The 13,215-nt window shown below is 71.1% G+C and carries 14 protein-coding genes; 4 read left to right on the top strand and 10 right to left on the bottom strand.

The genetic code is table 11. From position 1 onward, the window contains the following. Window positions 1–34: 34 nt before the first annotated feature. From MED15_RS20025 to MED15_RS19980, 10 genes are all read right to left on the bottom strand, one after another. On the bottom strand, window positions 35–613 hold the full coding sequence (locus tag MED15_RS20025; protein ID WP_112736627.1) for a DUF4178 domain-containing protein: 579 nt from the start codon (window positions 611–613) through the stop codon (window positions 35–37). 82 nt (window positions 614–695) lie between these two features. After that, window positions 696–1,550, bottom strand: a complete 855-nt coding sequence (locus MED15_RS20020) for a hypothetical protein (RefSeq protein WP_112736625.1) — start codon at window positions 1,548–1,550, stop codon at window positions 696–698. Window positions 1,551–1,619: 69 nt separating this feature from the next. After that, window positions 1,620–2,000, bottom strand: coding sequence for a hypothetical protein (locus MED15_RS20015; protein WP_112586124.1), 381 nt, complete (start codon window positions 1,998–2,000; stop codon window positions 1,620–1,622). A 110-nt stretch (window positions 2,001–2,110) separates the two neighbouring features. Continuing rightward, the gene (locus MED15_RS20010; RefSeq protein WP_112700014.1) at window positions 2,111–3,703 is read right to left on the bottom strand and encodes a polyamine aminopropyltransferase; all 1,593 of its coding nucleotides are present in this window, start codon (window positions 3,701–3,703) and stop codon (window positions 2,111–2,113) included. A 52-nt stretch (window positions 3,704–3,755) separates the two neighbouring features. Continuing rightward, complete coding sequence (locus tag MED15_RS20005) at window positions 3,756–4,178, bottom strand: DUF350 domain-containing protein (protein ID WP_112586119.1); 423 nt, start codon at window positions 4,176–4,178, stop codon at window positions 3,756–3,758. 34 nt (window positions 4,179–4,212) lie between these two features. Continuing rightward, on the bottom strand, window positions 4,213–4,638 hold the full coding sequence (locus tag MED15_RS20000) for a DUF4247 domain-containing protein (RefSeq protein WP_112586117.1): 426 nt from the start codon (window positions 4,636–4,638) through the stop codon (window positions 4,213–4,215). After that, complete coding sequence (locus MED15_RS19995) at window positions 4,635–5,147, bottom strand: DUF2617 family protein (RefSeq protein ID WP_112603345.1); 513 nt, start codon at window positions 5,145–5,147, stop codon at window positions 4,635–4,637. The genes MED15_RS20000 and MED15_RS19995 overlap by 4 nt, the downstream gene beginning before the upstream one ends. Window position 5,148: 1 nt before the next feature. Further along, on the bottom strand, window positions 5,149–5,775 hold the full coding sequence (locus tag MED15_RS19990) for a DUF4178 domain-containing protein (protein ID WP_112603363.1): 627 nt from the start codon (window positions 5,773–5,775) through the stop codon (window positions 5,149–5,151). 176 nt (window positions 5,776–5,951) lie between these two features. Next, the gene (gene clpB, locus MED15_RS19985; RefSeq protein ID WP_112700016.1) at window positions 5,952–8,543 is read right to left on the bottom strand and encodes an ATP-dependent chaperone ClpB; all 2,592 of its coding nucleotides are present in this window, start codon (window positions 8,541–8,543) and stop codon (window positions 5,952–5,954) included. A gap of 85 nt (window positions 8,544–8,628) precedes the next feature. Continuing rightward, the gene (locus tag MED15_RS19980) at window positions 8,629–9,273 is read right to left on the bottom strand and encodes a TetR/AcrR family transcriptional regulator (RefSeq protein WP_112736623.1); all 645 of its coding nucleotides are present in this window, start codon (window positions 9,271–9,273) and stop codon (window positions 8,629–8,631) included. Window positions 9,274–9,358: 85 nt separating this feature from the next. On the opposite strand from MED15_RS19980, the gene MED15_RS19975 reads away from it, so the two are divergent. The 4 genes from MED15_RS19975 to MED15_RS19960 all read left to right on the top strand — a co-directional run bounded on the left by MED15_RS19975 (window position 9,359) and on the right by MED15_RS19960 (window position 13,016). Beyond that, window positions 9,359–10,495, top strand: a complete 1,137-nt coding sequence (locus tag MED15_RS19975) for an epoxide hydrolase family protein (RefSeq protein WP_112736621.1) — start codon at window positions 9,359–9,361, stop codon at window positions 10,493–10,495. A gap of 158 nt (window positions 10,496–10,653) precedes the next feature. Next, window positions 10,654–11,154, top strand: a complete 501-nt coding sequence (locus MED15_RS19970) for a cation:proton antiporter regulatory subunit (protein ID WP_030332098.1) — start codon at window positions 10,654–10,656, stop codon at window positions 11,152–11,154. Window positions 11,155–11,159: 5 nt separating this feature from the next. Next, the gene (locus tag MED15_RS19965) at window positions 11,160–12,374 is read left to right on the top strand and encodes a cation:proton antiporter (protein WP_112736619.1); all 1,215 of its coding nucleotides are present in this window, start codon (window positions 11,160–11,162) and stop codon (window positions 12,372–12,374) included. Between the two features lie 210 nt (window positions 12,375–12,584). Next, a complete protein-coding gene (locus tag MED15_RS19960; RefSeq protein ID WP_112677468.1) occupies window positions 12,585–13,016 on the top strand; it encodes a hypothetical protein in 432 nt (143 codons plus the stop codon). The last annotated feature ends 199 nt before the right edge of the window (window positions 13,017–13,215 follow it).

Raw genomic sequence — 13,215 nt, 5'->3', positions numbered from 1 at the left:
CCCGGCGCGTCCGTCCGGTCCGGCTCAGCGAGCCTCAGGCACGGGGCGGGCGGATCGTCAGGTCGGCGGGGTCGAGCAGGTCACCGCGGGCGACCCGCCAACCCTCTTCGCCGTACGCCTCGAAGGAGAGCCGCGCGGCGCCACCAGACTGGTAGTCGTGGTAGCGCATCGTCCCGGCCGACGGCAACTCGGTCTCGCCGGTGGCGGTGTAACGCGCCTGCCCGGTCTCGGCCCAGGTGTAGCGCCGCCCGCCGAGTTCGATGGTCGGGGCGCCCGGGGTGACGGTGGCGCCCGGTTCGGCGGTCCAGAACACCAGCTCGAGCTCGGGGCCGTCCTCCACGGAGAGCCGGTGACGGGTGCCGGAGTCGTCGTCGAGGAGGTGCTGCACCCAACTCCAGTCGCCTTCGACCAGGCGGATCGTGGCACTCACCGCGTACTCCCGCTCACGGATCCGCACGCGGTCGCCAGGAGTCAGGCGGAGCGGGCCGCCGCGCGGTGGCTCCGCCGGCTGGCCGTCGGGCCGGCCCGTCGGCCGTCGGCGTTCCCGCACTACGACCACTACCACCGCGAGTACGGCAACAGCCGCCACCAGGCACGTCACCAGCGCGTCCACCCGACCACCTCCCCAGGTACGTCGGCGCAGACGGTAACAACCCTCGGCACCAGGAAGGCCCGCGCTGTGGCCGACAGCTCAGCTAGCGAAGGTGGTCGGGTGGGTCCTTCGGAGGCGCCGCCGGCGGTTCGGTCGGCCCTGGTGAGGTGCCCGACGCGCCCGGCGTCAGGTGCGCGGCCGGGTCGGGGCAGATCAGGTAGCCGGGTGGGAGTGGCTGGTTCGGCGGCAGGAAGCCCGGAACGAGCGGAGCTGTCGGATATCCGTAACCGGTCGGGGTGTAGGCAGGAACGGGCATCGCCCAGGCCGGGCCGGGCAAGGCCTCGTTCGCGGTACGCGGCACGAACCAGCGGTTCGCCGGCGGCAGCGCGAGCAGCAGGACCACGGCTGCGGAGAGGGCCAGAACGGTGAGCACACCCAGCCCTGCCGCGGGGAAGAACAGGTCGTCCCAGGGATCCGTGCCGGCGTAGAGCGTGTCGAAGAACGTCGAGGTCTCCCACTCTTCGTCCCAACCCGGTGGCGGCTCCGCCGCGATCTCCGGCATGGCCAGCAGCGGTACGAGAAACCCTCCGGAACAGCACTGCGCGAAACAGACCAGCAATTGTGCGCCACTGGCCACGAAGACCAGGATCCGCGCGACGTTGCCGCCCCGCCGGACCGGGACGACCGTGGCGGCCAGCCAGACCGCGAGCAGCACCGCCGGCACGCCGAAGATCAGCGCCGTCGCCACGTTGCCCTGCCGCTCGCCTGTCACCTCGTCCGGGTCGGCGTCCGGCACCAGTCGTACCGCGCGGTCGATCTGGCCGTCGAAGTGCACCGCCTGGGCCACCGTCAGCGCGGCCAGGCCGAGCAGCACCAGCACCACGGCCAGTTGCAGCCAGAAGGCGATGGTCACGGTGGCCGGGCGGGGCGGACGCGGCGCGGTGGCGGGCGGGCTCATGGCTCGCAACGTACGGCGCGGCGTCGGCGACCGGCAGAACCAATCGGGCAGCACCGACCGGCGAATGGATCATGCTGCGGCGAGCCGCCGACTGGCGTACGTGCCGAGGGTTTCGCGGTCCATCACGCAGCCGACGAAGGTGGTGAACTCGCTCGGGTCGTCCCGCAGCGACGTCCAGGCCGCTCGGGCCGCCTCCGGGTCGACCCGCTCCAACAGCGTGGCCGCGTACGCCCGGCCGGCGGGTGTGGCGTCGGCCAGCACCCGGTCGAGCTGGCGGCGTACCTCCTCGGGGTGGTCGCTGAGGGCGGCCTCGACCCGGTGGTACGCCTCCGTCACCGGCAACAGCGTGCCCGCGATCCCCACCCCACCAAAGGCGAGCGTGTCAGCCGCCACCAACTCGTCGACGGCGGCGCTCAATTCGCGCTCCCAAGCCTTCCGCATCCCAAACATGCCTCCACCCTTTCCCCGTCCACCCCCACTCCATCCCGTTAATCAAGAGGTTTGCGCCATGAGCGGACTCTTCTGACACAGCCGCCGTGTTCAGGCGTCCACTGGTGGGGTCAGTAGCCGCGCCACTCCGTGCGGGCGTAGTCGAGGACCCTCGGTTGGAGGAGGGTGCTGGGGGGCACGTTCAGGCGGGCGCGGTCGGGCGGAAAGGCCGCCGCCGCCCGCAGCACGTCCGGGTCGAGGAAACGCAGCCGGGGCGCGTCGGCCGGCAGTTCCAGCACCGGCGGGACGGTTCCCGCCGTGGCCAGCAGGAAACCCCAGTCGCCGAAGGACGGCACGTCGACGTGGTACGGCACTGTGGCGAAGCCGGCCTCCCGCACCGACGCATCGATCGACCAGTATGAGCGGGGCGCGAAGTACGGCGAGCCAGACTGCACCACCAGCCGTCCCTGCTCGGCGAGCACCGACCTGATCAGCGCGTAGAACTCGACGGTGTAGAGCTTGGCGGTGGCGGTCTCGTCCGGGTCGGGCAGGTCGGCGACCACCACGTCGAAGCGCTCGGCGGCGGTACGCAGCCAGCCGAACGCGTCAGTGTTCAGCACCCGTACGCGGGGGTCGTCGAGCGAGCCGCCGTTGAGCGCCCGCAGTTGCGGCACGGTGCTGGCCAGCGCCACCACCGCCGGGTCGAGGTCGACCACTGTCACCCGGCGGACGTCCGGGTACCGCAGGATCTCCCGGACGGCGAGGCCGTCGCCGGCACCGAGAACCAGGACGTCGCCGCGCGGGCCGCGCATCGCCGGATGCACCAGCGCCTCGTGGTAGCGGTACTCGTCGACCGAGCTGAACTGGAGATCACCATTGAGGAACAACCGCAGGTCGGTGTCGGCGTGGCCGACCTCCCGCACCGACCGGGTCAGCACGATCTCCTGGTAACGGGAGCGTTCGGCGTACACCACGGGGTCCCGGTAGAGCTGCTGCCGGGCGGTCACCTCGAAGTCGGCGGCGGTCACCCAGGCGTACCCCAGGCAGAGCGCGACCACGACAGAGCCGGCGCCGAGGACGAGCCGGGCCCGGCGGCTCAGCTCCCTCCGGAACACCGTGCAGACCAGGGCGAGACCGGCCACCGCGTTCACCGCGCCGACCACAAGGGCACCCTTGAGCTGGCCGAAGACGGGGATCAACAGGAACGGAAAGGCGAGCCCACCGAGCAGCGCGCCGACGTAGTCGGCGGCGAACAGGTCGGCCACCGCACTGCCGGCGGCCTGCTCCCGGATGCGCTGCAGCATCACCATCAGCAGCGGAATCTCCGCGCCGATCAGCAGGCCCAGCACGAAGGCGGTGCCGACCAGCGCCGGGCCGTACAGGTCGAGCCAGGCGAAGGCGGCGTAGAGGCCGAGCACGGACAGACCACCGAGCAGGGCCAGGGTCAGTTCGATCACCGCGAACGCAGCGGCGGCCCGGGACTGCAACGGCTTCGCGACCAGCGCGCCGACCCCCATCGCGAAGACCATCACGCCGAGCACGATCGACGCCTGCCCGACGGTGTCGCCGATCAGGTAGCTGCCGAGCGCCACCAGGGCCAGCTCGTAGACCAGCCCGCAGGCGGCGCAGACGAAGACCGCGACCAGCACCGCCGCGCGGGCCAGCCGCCAGTGCGGCCGGGCCTCGGTGCCGCCGTCGACCACCGGCGGCGCCCCGGTGCTCATGACCGCCCCGGGTACGGCCGGCCGGCACCGCCCGGTCGCGGTCCCCCGGTCATCAGAGGATCGCGGCGGCGATGATCGCGCCGGTGGCCACGTGCACCACGGCCGACACCCACACGGCGGGGTGCGGCTCCGGGTCGACCAGCAGCTCGCCGAGCCGGCCCGGGGTCACCGCGTCGAGCAGCAGGAACGCGGCGGCCATGATGACCAGGCCGACGATCCCGTACGCCGCTGCGCCGACCAGCCCCAGGGCGAAGTCGTCGTCGCTGGCGACGATCGCCGCGACCACGATGGTGCCGACGCCGAGCAGGTTGGACGCGAGCAGCAGCGCCGCGTTGCGGTTGCGCTCGGTCCAGATCAGTTCGTGAAGCTTGCCAGGAGTGGTCAGGTCGACCAGCGCGTAGCCGACGCCCATGAGGACGACGCCGACCGCGCCGAAGGCGAGGGTGGCCAGCAGATCGGTGACGAGGTTCTGCACGGAAGGGCTCCAGGTGAAGGGGTCGGGCGTCGGGCTACTTGCCGGCGCCGGGGCCGCCGCCCCGAACGCTGCTGCCGCGTCCCCAGCCCCAGTACGACCCGACGGTCGAGTGGTAGCGGGGGTGAGCGGTGTCCATGTCCTCAAGCAGGATCACCGAGCCGGTGGCGATCGGCAGGATCACCACCGAGTCGTCGTCGTAGCGCAGGTAGACGCCGCTGCTGTCGGCGTACCGGTCGGACGGCTTCCACGCGTCGGTCAGTTCCTTGGCGACACTGGTCGGTGACTTGGACGAGGTGTACGCGGTCGCTTCCCGGCCGACGTCCCGGCTGGCCGCTCGCGAGTACCTGTCCTGCACGTAGGCGCGCGGGGAGAAGGTGCCGTTGACGAGCGCGAAGGCCGCGACCAGCACGCCGACCACGGCCGTCGCCGCGCCCACCACGAACCAGCGTCGGTATGTCATGGCAGTGCCACCACCGTCTCGGTCAGGACCAGCTCATTGGTCTGGGGGTACGCGTGCCAGGTACGCCAGCCGACCGACCGGTACGGCAGGTCGGTGCGCACTGCCAGCGCGGTGACCGCGTCCGGGTCACCGGGAAAGACTCCGACCAGGGCGTACGGGTCGTCGGCCAGGTCGGCGCGGAGCCCGGCGATCCGGGTGTGCAACTCACCGTCGGCGGGGCGCAGCACGCTGGCGGTGAAGCGGTAGCCGCCCGCCTCGTCGTGCAGGGCGCCGGGCAGGTGCGGCGGCCGACCAGGCAGGCAGGCGACCGTCTCGGTGAGTGCGGCCGCACCGCCGGGTTCGGCCAGCACGACCTGGTGGGACGCGCCGAGCAGGCGCAGCCGCAGCCGGACGTCCCCGGGCAGCGTGAGGTCGCGGACGTGCAACGCGGGCCGCTCCGGGCCGCCGAGTGCCAGGCTCAGGTCGGCGGCGCAGGTGTCGACGTACGGGGCGTGGAGGCTCACCAACACGTCAGCTGGCCTCCGGCCCGGCCTGCGGGTACACCATCACGTCGGCGCGGTGCAACTGCTCGCCCCGGGCGACCTCCCAGCCGGCCTGGCCGTACGCCTCGAAGGAGAGCCGTTCGCCGCCCTGGGCCCGGTAGTCGTGGTACCGGAGGGTGCCACTGGGGTCGAGGCCGGTGCTGCCGGTGGCCGTGAAGCGGGCCTGACCGGACTCCTCCGAGGCGTAGCGGCGGCCGGCGAAGTCGAGGGTGGACGCACCCGGGGTGATCGTGGCGGCCGGCTCGGCGGTCCACAGCACCAGCTCCAGGTCCGGGTCCTCCTCCACGGAGAGCCAGCGCTTGTCGCCCTCGACGGTGTCCAGCAGGTGCTCGGCCCAGCTCCAGCCGCCCTCATTCAGATGCACCGAGCCCCGGACCGCGTACGACACCCGGCGGATCTCGACGATGTCGCCGGGCTTGAGCCTGCGCGGGTCGCCGCGGAGCGCGTCACTGTCGGTGTCCCTGAACGGGTCCACGGGTGCCGCCGGTCGGGCGGCCTTGCGGCCCTTGCGCACCGCCACCACCGCCACCACGACCCCGGCGACTCCGATCAGACACCCCAGCGTCGTCACCAGGTAAGCCACGGGACCGTTCATGCCGACCACCTCCCCAAGTGCGTCGGCCGGAACGGTAACAACCCCGCGCACCTGGAGAAACACATCATTGTCTGGTGATACGGCAGCTACGGAGCGTCCCGGCGGGGCGCCGGTGGGGCGCAGAACGGGTCGGGCCGACCCCGCCTGCGAGGCGGGATCGGCCCGGGTGCGACGGATCAGGCGGCGGTGACGGAGAGGGTGTTGGTATCGGTGGCGCGGTCCACCTTCACCGTTTCGCCGTCGCGGATCTGGCCGGACAGGAGGGCCTTCGCCAGTTGATCTCCGATTGCGGTCTGGACCAGCCGGCGGAGCGGGCGGGCGCCGTAGATCGGGTCGTAGCCGTGCTCGGCCAGCCACTGACCGGCGGACTCGGTGACGTCCAGTGCCAATCGGCGGTCCGCAAGACGGTTTCGCATCCGGTTCAACTGGATGTCGACGATGGAGCGCAGGTCGTCCCCGCGCAGCGAGGCGAAGACCACTATGTCGTCCAGCCGGTTGAGGAACTCCGGCTTGAAGTGCGACCGGACCACTGCCAGCACGCCCTCCCGGCGCTGCTCGTCGGCGAGCGTCAGGTCGCTGATCACCGACGACCCGAGGTTGGACGTGAGGATCAGGATCGCGTTGCGGAAGTCCACAGTGCGGCCCTGGCCGTCGGTGAGCCGGCCGTCGTCGAGCACCTGGAGCAGCACGTCGAAGACGTCCGGGTGGGCCTTCTCCACCTCGTCCAGCAGCACCACCGAGTACGGCCGTCGGCGCACCGCCTCGGTGAGCTGACCACCCTCGTTGTAACCGACGTAGCCGGGCGGGGCACCGACCAGGCGAGCGACCGAGTGCTTCTCGCCGTACTCGCTCATGTCGATGCGGACCATGGCCCGCTCGTCGTCGAAGAGGAACTCGGCGAGCGCCTTGGCCAGCTCGGTCTTGCCGACACCGGTGGGGCCGAGGAAGAGGAAGCTGCCGGTCGGGCGATCCGGGTCGGCGATACCGGCCCGGGCACGGCGTACCGCGTCGGAGACCGCGCCGACCGCCTCGGTCTGGCCGACCACCCGGCCGCCCAGCGACTCCTCCATCCGCAGCAGCTTGGCCGTCTCACCCTCCAGCAGGCGGCCGGCGGGGATGCCGGTCCAGGAGGCGACCACCGCGGCGATGTCGTCCGCGCCGACCTCCTCCTTGAGCATCGCGCCGTCGGCCTGGAGCTGGGCCAGCTCCTCTGCGGCCTGCTTCAGCTCGACCTTCAGGGCGGGGATCCGGCCGTAGCGCAGCTCGGCGGCGCGTTCCAGCTCGCCGTCCCGCTCGGCCCGCTCGGCCTCACCGCCGAGGCGTTCCAACTCCTCCTTGGCGGTGGAGAGCTTGGTGATGTGGCTCTTCTCCGTCTGCCAGCGCTCGGAGAGCACTGTGAGCTGCTCGCGCTTGTCGGCCAACTCCTTGCGGAGCCGCTCCAACCGCTCGGCCGAGGCGGCGTCCGGCTCCTTGGCCAGGGCCATCTCCTCGATCTCCAACCGGCGGACCGCCCGCTCGATCTCGTCCACCTCGACCGGACGCGAGTCGATCTCCATTCGGAGCCGGGACGCGGACTCGTCGACCAGGTCGATCGCCTTGTCCGGCAGGAACCGGTCGGTGATGTAACGGTCGGACAGCGTCGCGGCGGCCACCAGCGCGGCGTCGGTGATCCGTACGCCGTGGTGCACCTCGTAGCGCTCCTTGAGCCCGCGCAGGATGCCGATGGTGTCCTCGATGGTCGGCTCACCGACCAGCACCGGCTGGAAACGGCGCTCCAGCGCCGGGTCCTTCTCGATGTGCTCGCGGTACTCGTCCAGCGTGGTGGCGCCCACCATCCGCAGCTCACCACGGGCCAGCATCGGCTTGAGCATGTTGCCGGCATCCATCGAGCCCTCGCCCTTGCCGGCGCCGACGACGGTGTGCAGCTCGTCGAGGAAGGTGATGACCTGCCCGTTGGAGTTCTTGATTTCCTCCAGGACGGACTTCAGCCGCTCCTCGAACTGACCCCGGTACTGCGCGCCGGCGACCATCGCGCCGAGGTCCAGCGAGATCAGCTTCTTGTCGCGCAGGGACTCGGGCACGTCGCCCGTGACGATCCGCTGGGCCAGGCCCTCAACGATTGCGGTCTTGCCGACGCCGGGCTCACCGATCAACACCGGGTTGTTCTTGGTACGCCGGGAGAGCACCTGGATGACCCGACGGATCTCGGAGTCCCGGCCGATGACCGGGTCGATCTTGCCGTCCCGGGCGCTGGCGGTGAGGTCGACGCCGTACTTGGTCAGGGCCTGGTAGGTCTGCTCGGGGTCGGCTGTGGTGACCCGACGGTCCCCACCGCGGACGGTCGGGAAGGCGGCGACCAGGGCCTCCTCGGTGGCACCGGCGGTCTTCAGAGCGCCGGACACCGCTCCGCCCACCCGGGCCAGGCCGGCGAGCAGGTGCTCGGTGGAGGTGTACTCGTCGCCCAGCGGCCGGGCGATCTGCTCGGCGGCGCCGATGGCGTTGACGAACTCCCGAGCCAACGTCGGCTCGGCGATGCTGGAGCCGCGCGCCGCCGGCAGGTTGTCGACAGCGCGCTGGGCGGCCTGGCGCAGCTCGGCCGGGTCGGCCCCGACGGCGCGCAGCAGACCGGTGGCGGTCGAGCCGTCGGTGTCCAGGAGTGACAGGAGCAGGTGCCAGGGCTCCACTGTGGCGTGGCCACGCTGGTTGGCCAGCGCGACAGCGCCCGTGATGGTTTCGCGGCTCTTGGTGGTGAGTCTTTCGGTGTTCATGGGCTCCCCCGGATCGGCGTTGTCCATTGGGTTGGACACAACCAGAGTTGAGCGTATTCCGCTCAACCTTAGCGCGTGACGCCCATCACTCCCGGCGCCGCCACCGCCAGTCGAACTCGCCGGCCGCCGGGGGCGGGCCGGGCAGCGGGTCCGCGTCCGGCACCGACGACAGGCCGGCCAGCAGGACCGCGAGCTGCCGGCGGCGCAGTTGGCGGGTCCGCTCCGGATCGGGTACGCGGACCGCGGCGCACGCCTCCAACAACAACCCCAGATCGTGTACGACGGCGTCGGGGCGCAGCCGCCCGCTGGCGTGGGCCCGGTCGACCAGGGCTGTGGCCAACTCGCCGGCGCGCATCGCGTCCCTGCCCATCTCCTCGGTCGGGGTGAAGGTGCCGGCCAGGTGGACGGTGAGCGAGTGCACGTCGGCGTCGACCACCCGGGCCAGGAAGCCGGTGAACGCGGCCCAGTCGTCCGGCTCGTCGAGGGCGGTCTCGGCCTCCACGACGTAGCGGCGCAGCCCGTCGTGGCAGAGCTGACGCAGCAGGTCCTCCTTGCCCGCGTAGCGCCGATAGAGGGCGCTGATGCCGACGCCCGCGCGCTCCGCGACGGCGGCGATCGGGGCCTTCGGGTCGTCGAGGAAGACGGCGCGGGCGGCTTCGAGGATGACCTCGTCGTTGCGGGCGGCCTGGGCGCGGCGACCGCCCAGCGTCTTGCCGGAAGTCGTTGACATGCCCCCAGCCTAACAGTGGAACGGATTGTTCCGCTCTGCTATGGTGATAGCAGAACGAAACATTCCGTTCCGAAGGAGTTCCAGCATGAGCGACATCGCGATCCGCCCGTTCCGCGCCGAGATCCCGCAGACCGCCCTCGACGACCTGGCCGCCCGGCTGGACCGCACCCTCTGGCCCGCCGACCTGCCCGGCGCCGGCGACTCGTACGGGATGAGCAACGACCGGGTGCGCGACCTCGTCGACCGGTGGCGAGGCGGGTTCGACTGGCGTGCCGTCGAGGCCCGCCTGAACGCTCACCCGCAGTTCGTCACCGAGATCGACGGCGAGCAGATCCACTTCCTGCATGTCCGGTCGTCCCGGCCGGACGCCACGGCGCTGGTGCTCACCCACGGCTGGCCCGGTTCGGTGCTGGAGTACCTCGATGTGATCGCCCCGCTCACCGAGCCGACCGACCCGGACGCGCCGGCCTTCCACGTGGTCGTCCCGTCACTGCCGGGCTTCGGCTTCTCCGGCCCGACCCGCAGCGCCGGCTGGAACCGGTACCGCATCGCCCGCGCCTGGGCCGAGCTGATGGACCGACTGGGGTACGACAGCTACGGCGCGGTCGGCAACGACGCCGGCTCGATGATCGCGCCGGAGCTGGGCCGGGTCGATCCGGAGCGGGTGCTCGGCGTTCACGTCACCCAACTCTTCTCGTTCCCCTCGGGCGACCCGGCCGAGTTCGCCGGCCTCTCCGAGGCCGACCAGGCGGCGCTCGGGCACCTCCAGTGGTTCTACGAGAACAAGTTCTCCTTCAACCAGGTGCACAGTCAGCAGCCGCAGACCCTGGCGTTCGCGCTGGCCGACTCGCCGGTGGGGCTGCTCGCCTGGAACGCCCAACTCTTCGACGAGAGCCTGGACGCCGACTTCATCCTGGCCAACGTGGCGCTCTACTGGTTCACCGGCACGGCCGCCTCGGCGATCCGGCTCTACTGGGAGGACGCACACGCCGGCGAGCCGCCGACCGATCCGACCACCGCCCCGACCGCGCTGGCCATGTTCCCCGGCGACTTCCAGTCCATCCGCCGCTTCGCCAATCGGGACCACGCGAACATCGTCCGGTGGACGGCGTACGAGACCGACGTCGACGGCCGGGGCGACGTCGGCGGCCACTACGCGGCCCACCAGGCCACCGAGGTGCTGGTCGCCGACATCCGCGAGTTCTTCGCCAGCCTCCGCTGACCCGAAATTGATCGGTGCCCGCTCCGCTCGACCGGGGCGGGTGCCGGCCGCTTGATCCACTCGACTTTCAGAAAGTCGCGGTATCCGGACCGGGCAGGCCAGGGGAGGGCTGTTCCTCCAAGATCTGCGCTCTGTTCACGAAGCGGTAGCCTTGGAGGGTGCGAGTACGTGTCGAGCAGACCGCCTTACCCGGGATCGGGGTACGTCACGATCTGGTGACGGAGTCCGGACGTCGCCTGGGCGTCGTTTCCCACCGCAACGGCCGCCGTGATCTCGTTCTCTACGATCCCGACGACCCCGACGCCTGCCAGTCGGACATTCCGCTGACCGATGACGAGGCCGAGGCTCTGGCCGACATCCTCGGCGCGTCGCTGATGCTCGGCCAGCTCTCCGGGCTCCGCGAGCAGGCCGCCGGTCTGCTCACCGAGCAGATCGCCATCACGGCCGGGTCCCCGTACGTCAACCGGAAGCTCGGGGACACCAAGGCGCGTACCCGCACCAGCGCCTCCATCGTGGCTGTACTGCGTGAAGGCGAAGTGATCGTCTCGCCACTCCCCTCCTTCCGCTTCGCGGCCGGCGATGTGGTGGTCGTTGTCGGGACCCGTAGAGGTCTCGACGGCGTGTCCGCCATCCTCGCCGACAGTGACCCGGACGGCTGAGGCGGATGCACGATTCCACCACTCTGCTCGTCGAAGTCGGCGCGCTGCTGTTGCTGCTTGGCGTCCTCGGTCGGCTGAGCCGCCGGGTAGGCCTGTCACCCATCCCCCTCTACCTGCTCGCCGGGCTGGCCTTCGGGCACGGTGGGCTACTTCCGCTCGCCGCCAGCGAGGAGTTCTTCGCGGTGGGCGCCGAGATCGGCGTCATCCTGCTGCTGGTGATGCTCGGCCTGGAGTACTCGGCCAACGAACTGGTCGGCAACCTCCGGTCGGCGGCCCCGGCCGGGCTGATCGACGGCGTGTTCAACGCGCTGCCCGGCGCGGCCTTCGCCCTGCTGCTCGGCTGGGACTGGGTCGCTGCCCTGGTGCTCGGCGGCATCACCTGGGTCTCCTCCTCCGGCGTGATCGCCAAGGTCCTCGCCGATTTGGGACGACTCGGTAACCGGGAAACCCCGGTGATCCTGTCGGTCCTCGTGATCGAGGACCTGGCGATGGCGCTCTACCTGCCGCTGGTCACTGCCGTGCTGGCCGGCACCGGCCTGCTCGGTGGCGGCATCGCACTCGCCGTCGCGGTGGGCACTGTGCTGCTCGTGCTGGTCGTCGCCATCCGGTACGGCCACCTCATCTCCTCCGCCCTGTCGGCCAAGGACCCGGAGGCGCTGCTGCTCGGCGTACTCGGTCTGACTCTGCTGATCGCCGGGCTCGCGGCGAAGCTCCAGGTGTCGGCGGCGGTCGGCGCGTTCCTTGTCGGCATCGCGCTCTCCGGCCCGGTGGCTCACCACGCGACCGAGTTGCTCTCGCCGCTGCGGGACCTGTTCGCGGCGGTGTTCTTCGTCTTCTTCGGCCTGGTCACCGATCCACGGGACATCCCGCCGGTGCTGCTGCCGGCGCTCGGGTTGGCCGTGGTCACCATGGCGACGAAGACGCTCACCGGCTACCTTGCCGCCCGCCGGGTCGGCATCGCGGAACCCGGTCGTTGGCGTGCCGGCCTGGCACTCGTACCCCGAGGTGAGTTCTCCATCGTCATCGCCGGTCTCGCGGTGGCTGCCGGGAGCGTCGAGCCGCGGTTGGCAGCGCTGGCCGCGACGTACGTCCTGATCACCGTGGTGACCGGGCCGATCCTGGCTCGGCTGCCCGACTTCCCGTGGTTCAAGCGGTGGCTGCGCAACCGCGCGGCGGCCCAACGGCGGGAGCCGATCCCGGTCGTCGACTCACCGCAGTGAGCTTCACCTGAACGCCGCAGTCTGACGTGGATTGTCACAGGAGCATCATCGGCCGTGCTGTCGATGCAATGGACCCGCCCGTGCCAACGGTTGCGGAATTGCTCCTCACGGGTACTACCGCAGCACCCGACGGCGGGTTACCGTTTCGCCGCAGCAGCCAGGGTCCGCAGGCAGCGTTGCCAAACGCGGGCGAGAGCGGAAGGTTGGCCGGTGAGCGTGCAGGAGTCGACGTTCCACGGCTTCGCCAACCCCGTCGATCCGACTCCGGCGGAGTTGCGAGCTTGGGCGTACAAGCCCGATTCGGTGCCGTTGGCCTCGATGCCACCCGACTGGGACCTGCTGGTCTCCGGCGACCGGCTGGTGTTGACACTCTTCGAGTTAGCGATGGATCCAACCTGCCCGGCCCGACGTTTCGCGCTGCACTGCCTCTACATCTACGCGGCCGACGGCATCCGGACGAACTTCCGCGCCCACCCCAAGCGCCGCTTCCGCAAGCTCGTCGAACAGGCCGAGCGTGACGGCGACGAGCTGATGAAGGTCTGGGCGCACAACGGCCGGGTGCTGTTGGCCCGACCGGACCTCTTCGTCTATCGGGACTGGTGCGAGGGCGGCCTGGTCCGCGAGAACCGCCGCCTCGGCTGAGCCGTCTCAGCCGGCTCCCTCGTCGGCGGCTGCGGGATGGCTGTGCTGTTTGCGGCCCTTTGGAGCTGATGTCGCAAACGATTCACGCCCGGCCCGGCCAGGGATCGGTCCGCCCAACCGCCGGTACGCGACACGGACACCGCCGCCTGACCGGGCCAGGACCGGTCCGCCCAACCCGGCCAGGACCGGTCGAGGTCGG

Origin of the sequence: Micromonospora noduli (genome assembly GCF_003264475.1) — a bacterium.
In the GTDB taxonomy this organism is placed as follows: Bacteria; Actinomycetota; Actinomycetes; order Mycobacteriales; family Micromonosporaceae; genus Micromonospora; species Micromonospora noduli.
This window is presented reverse-complemented; position numbering and strand designations above follow the sequence as displayed.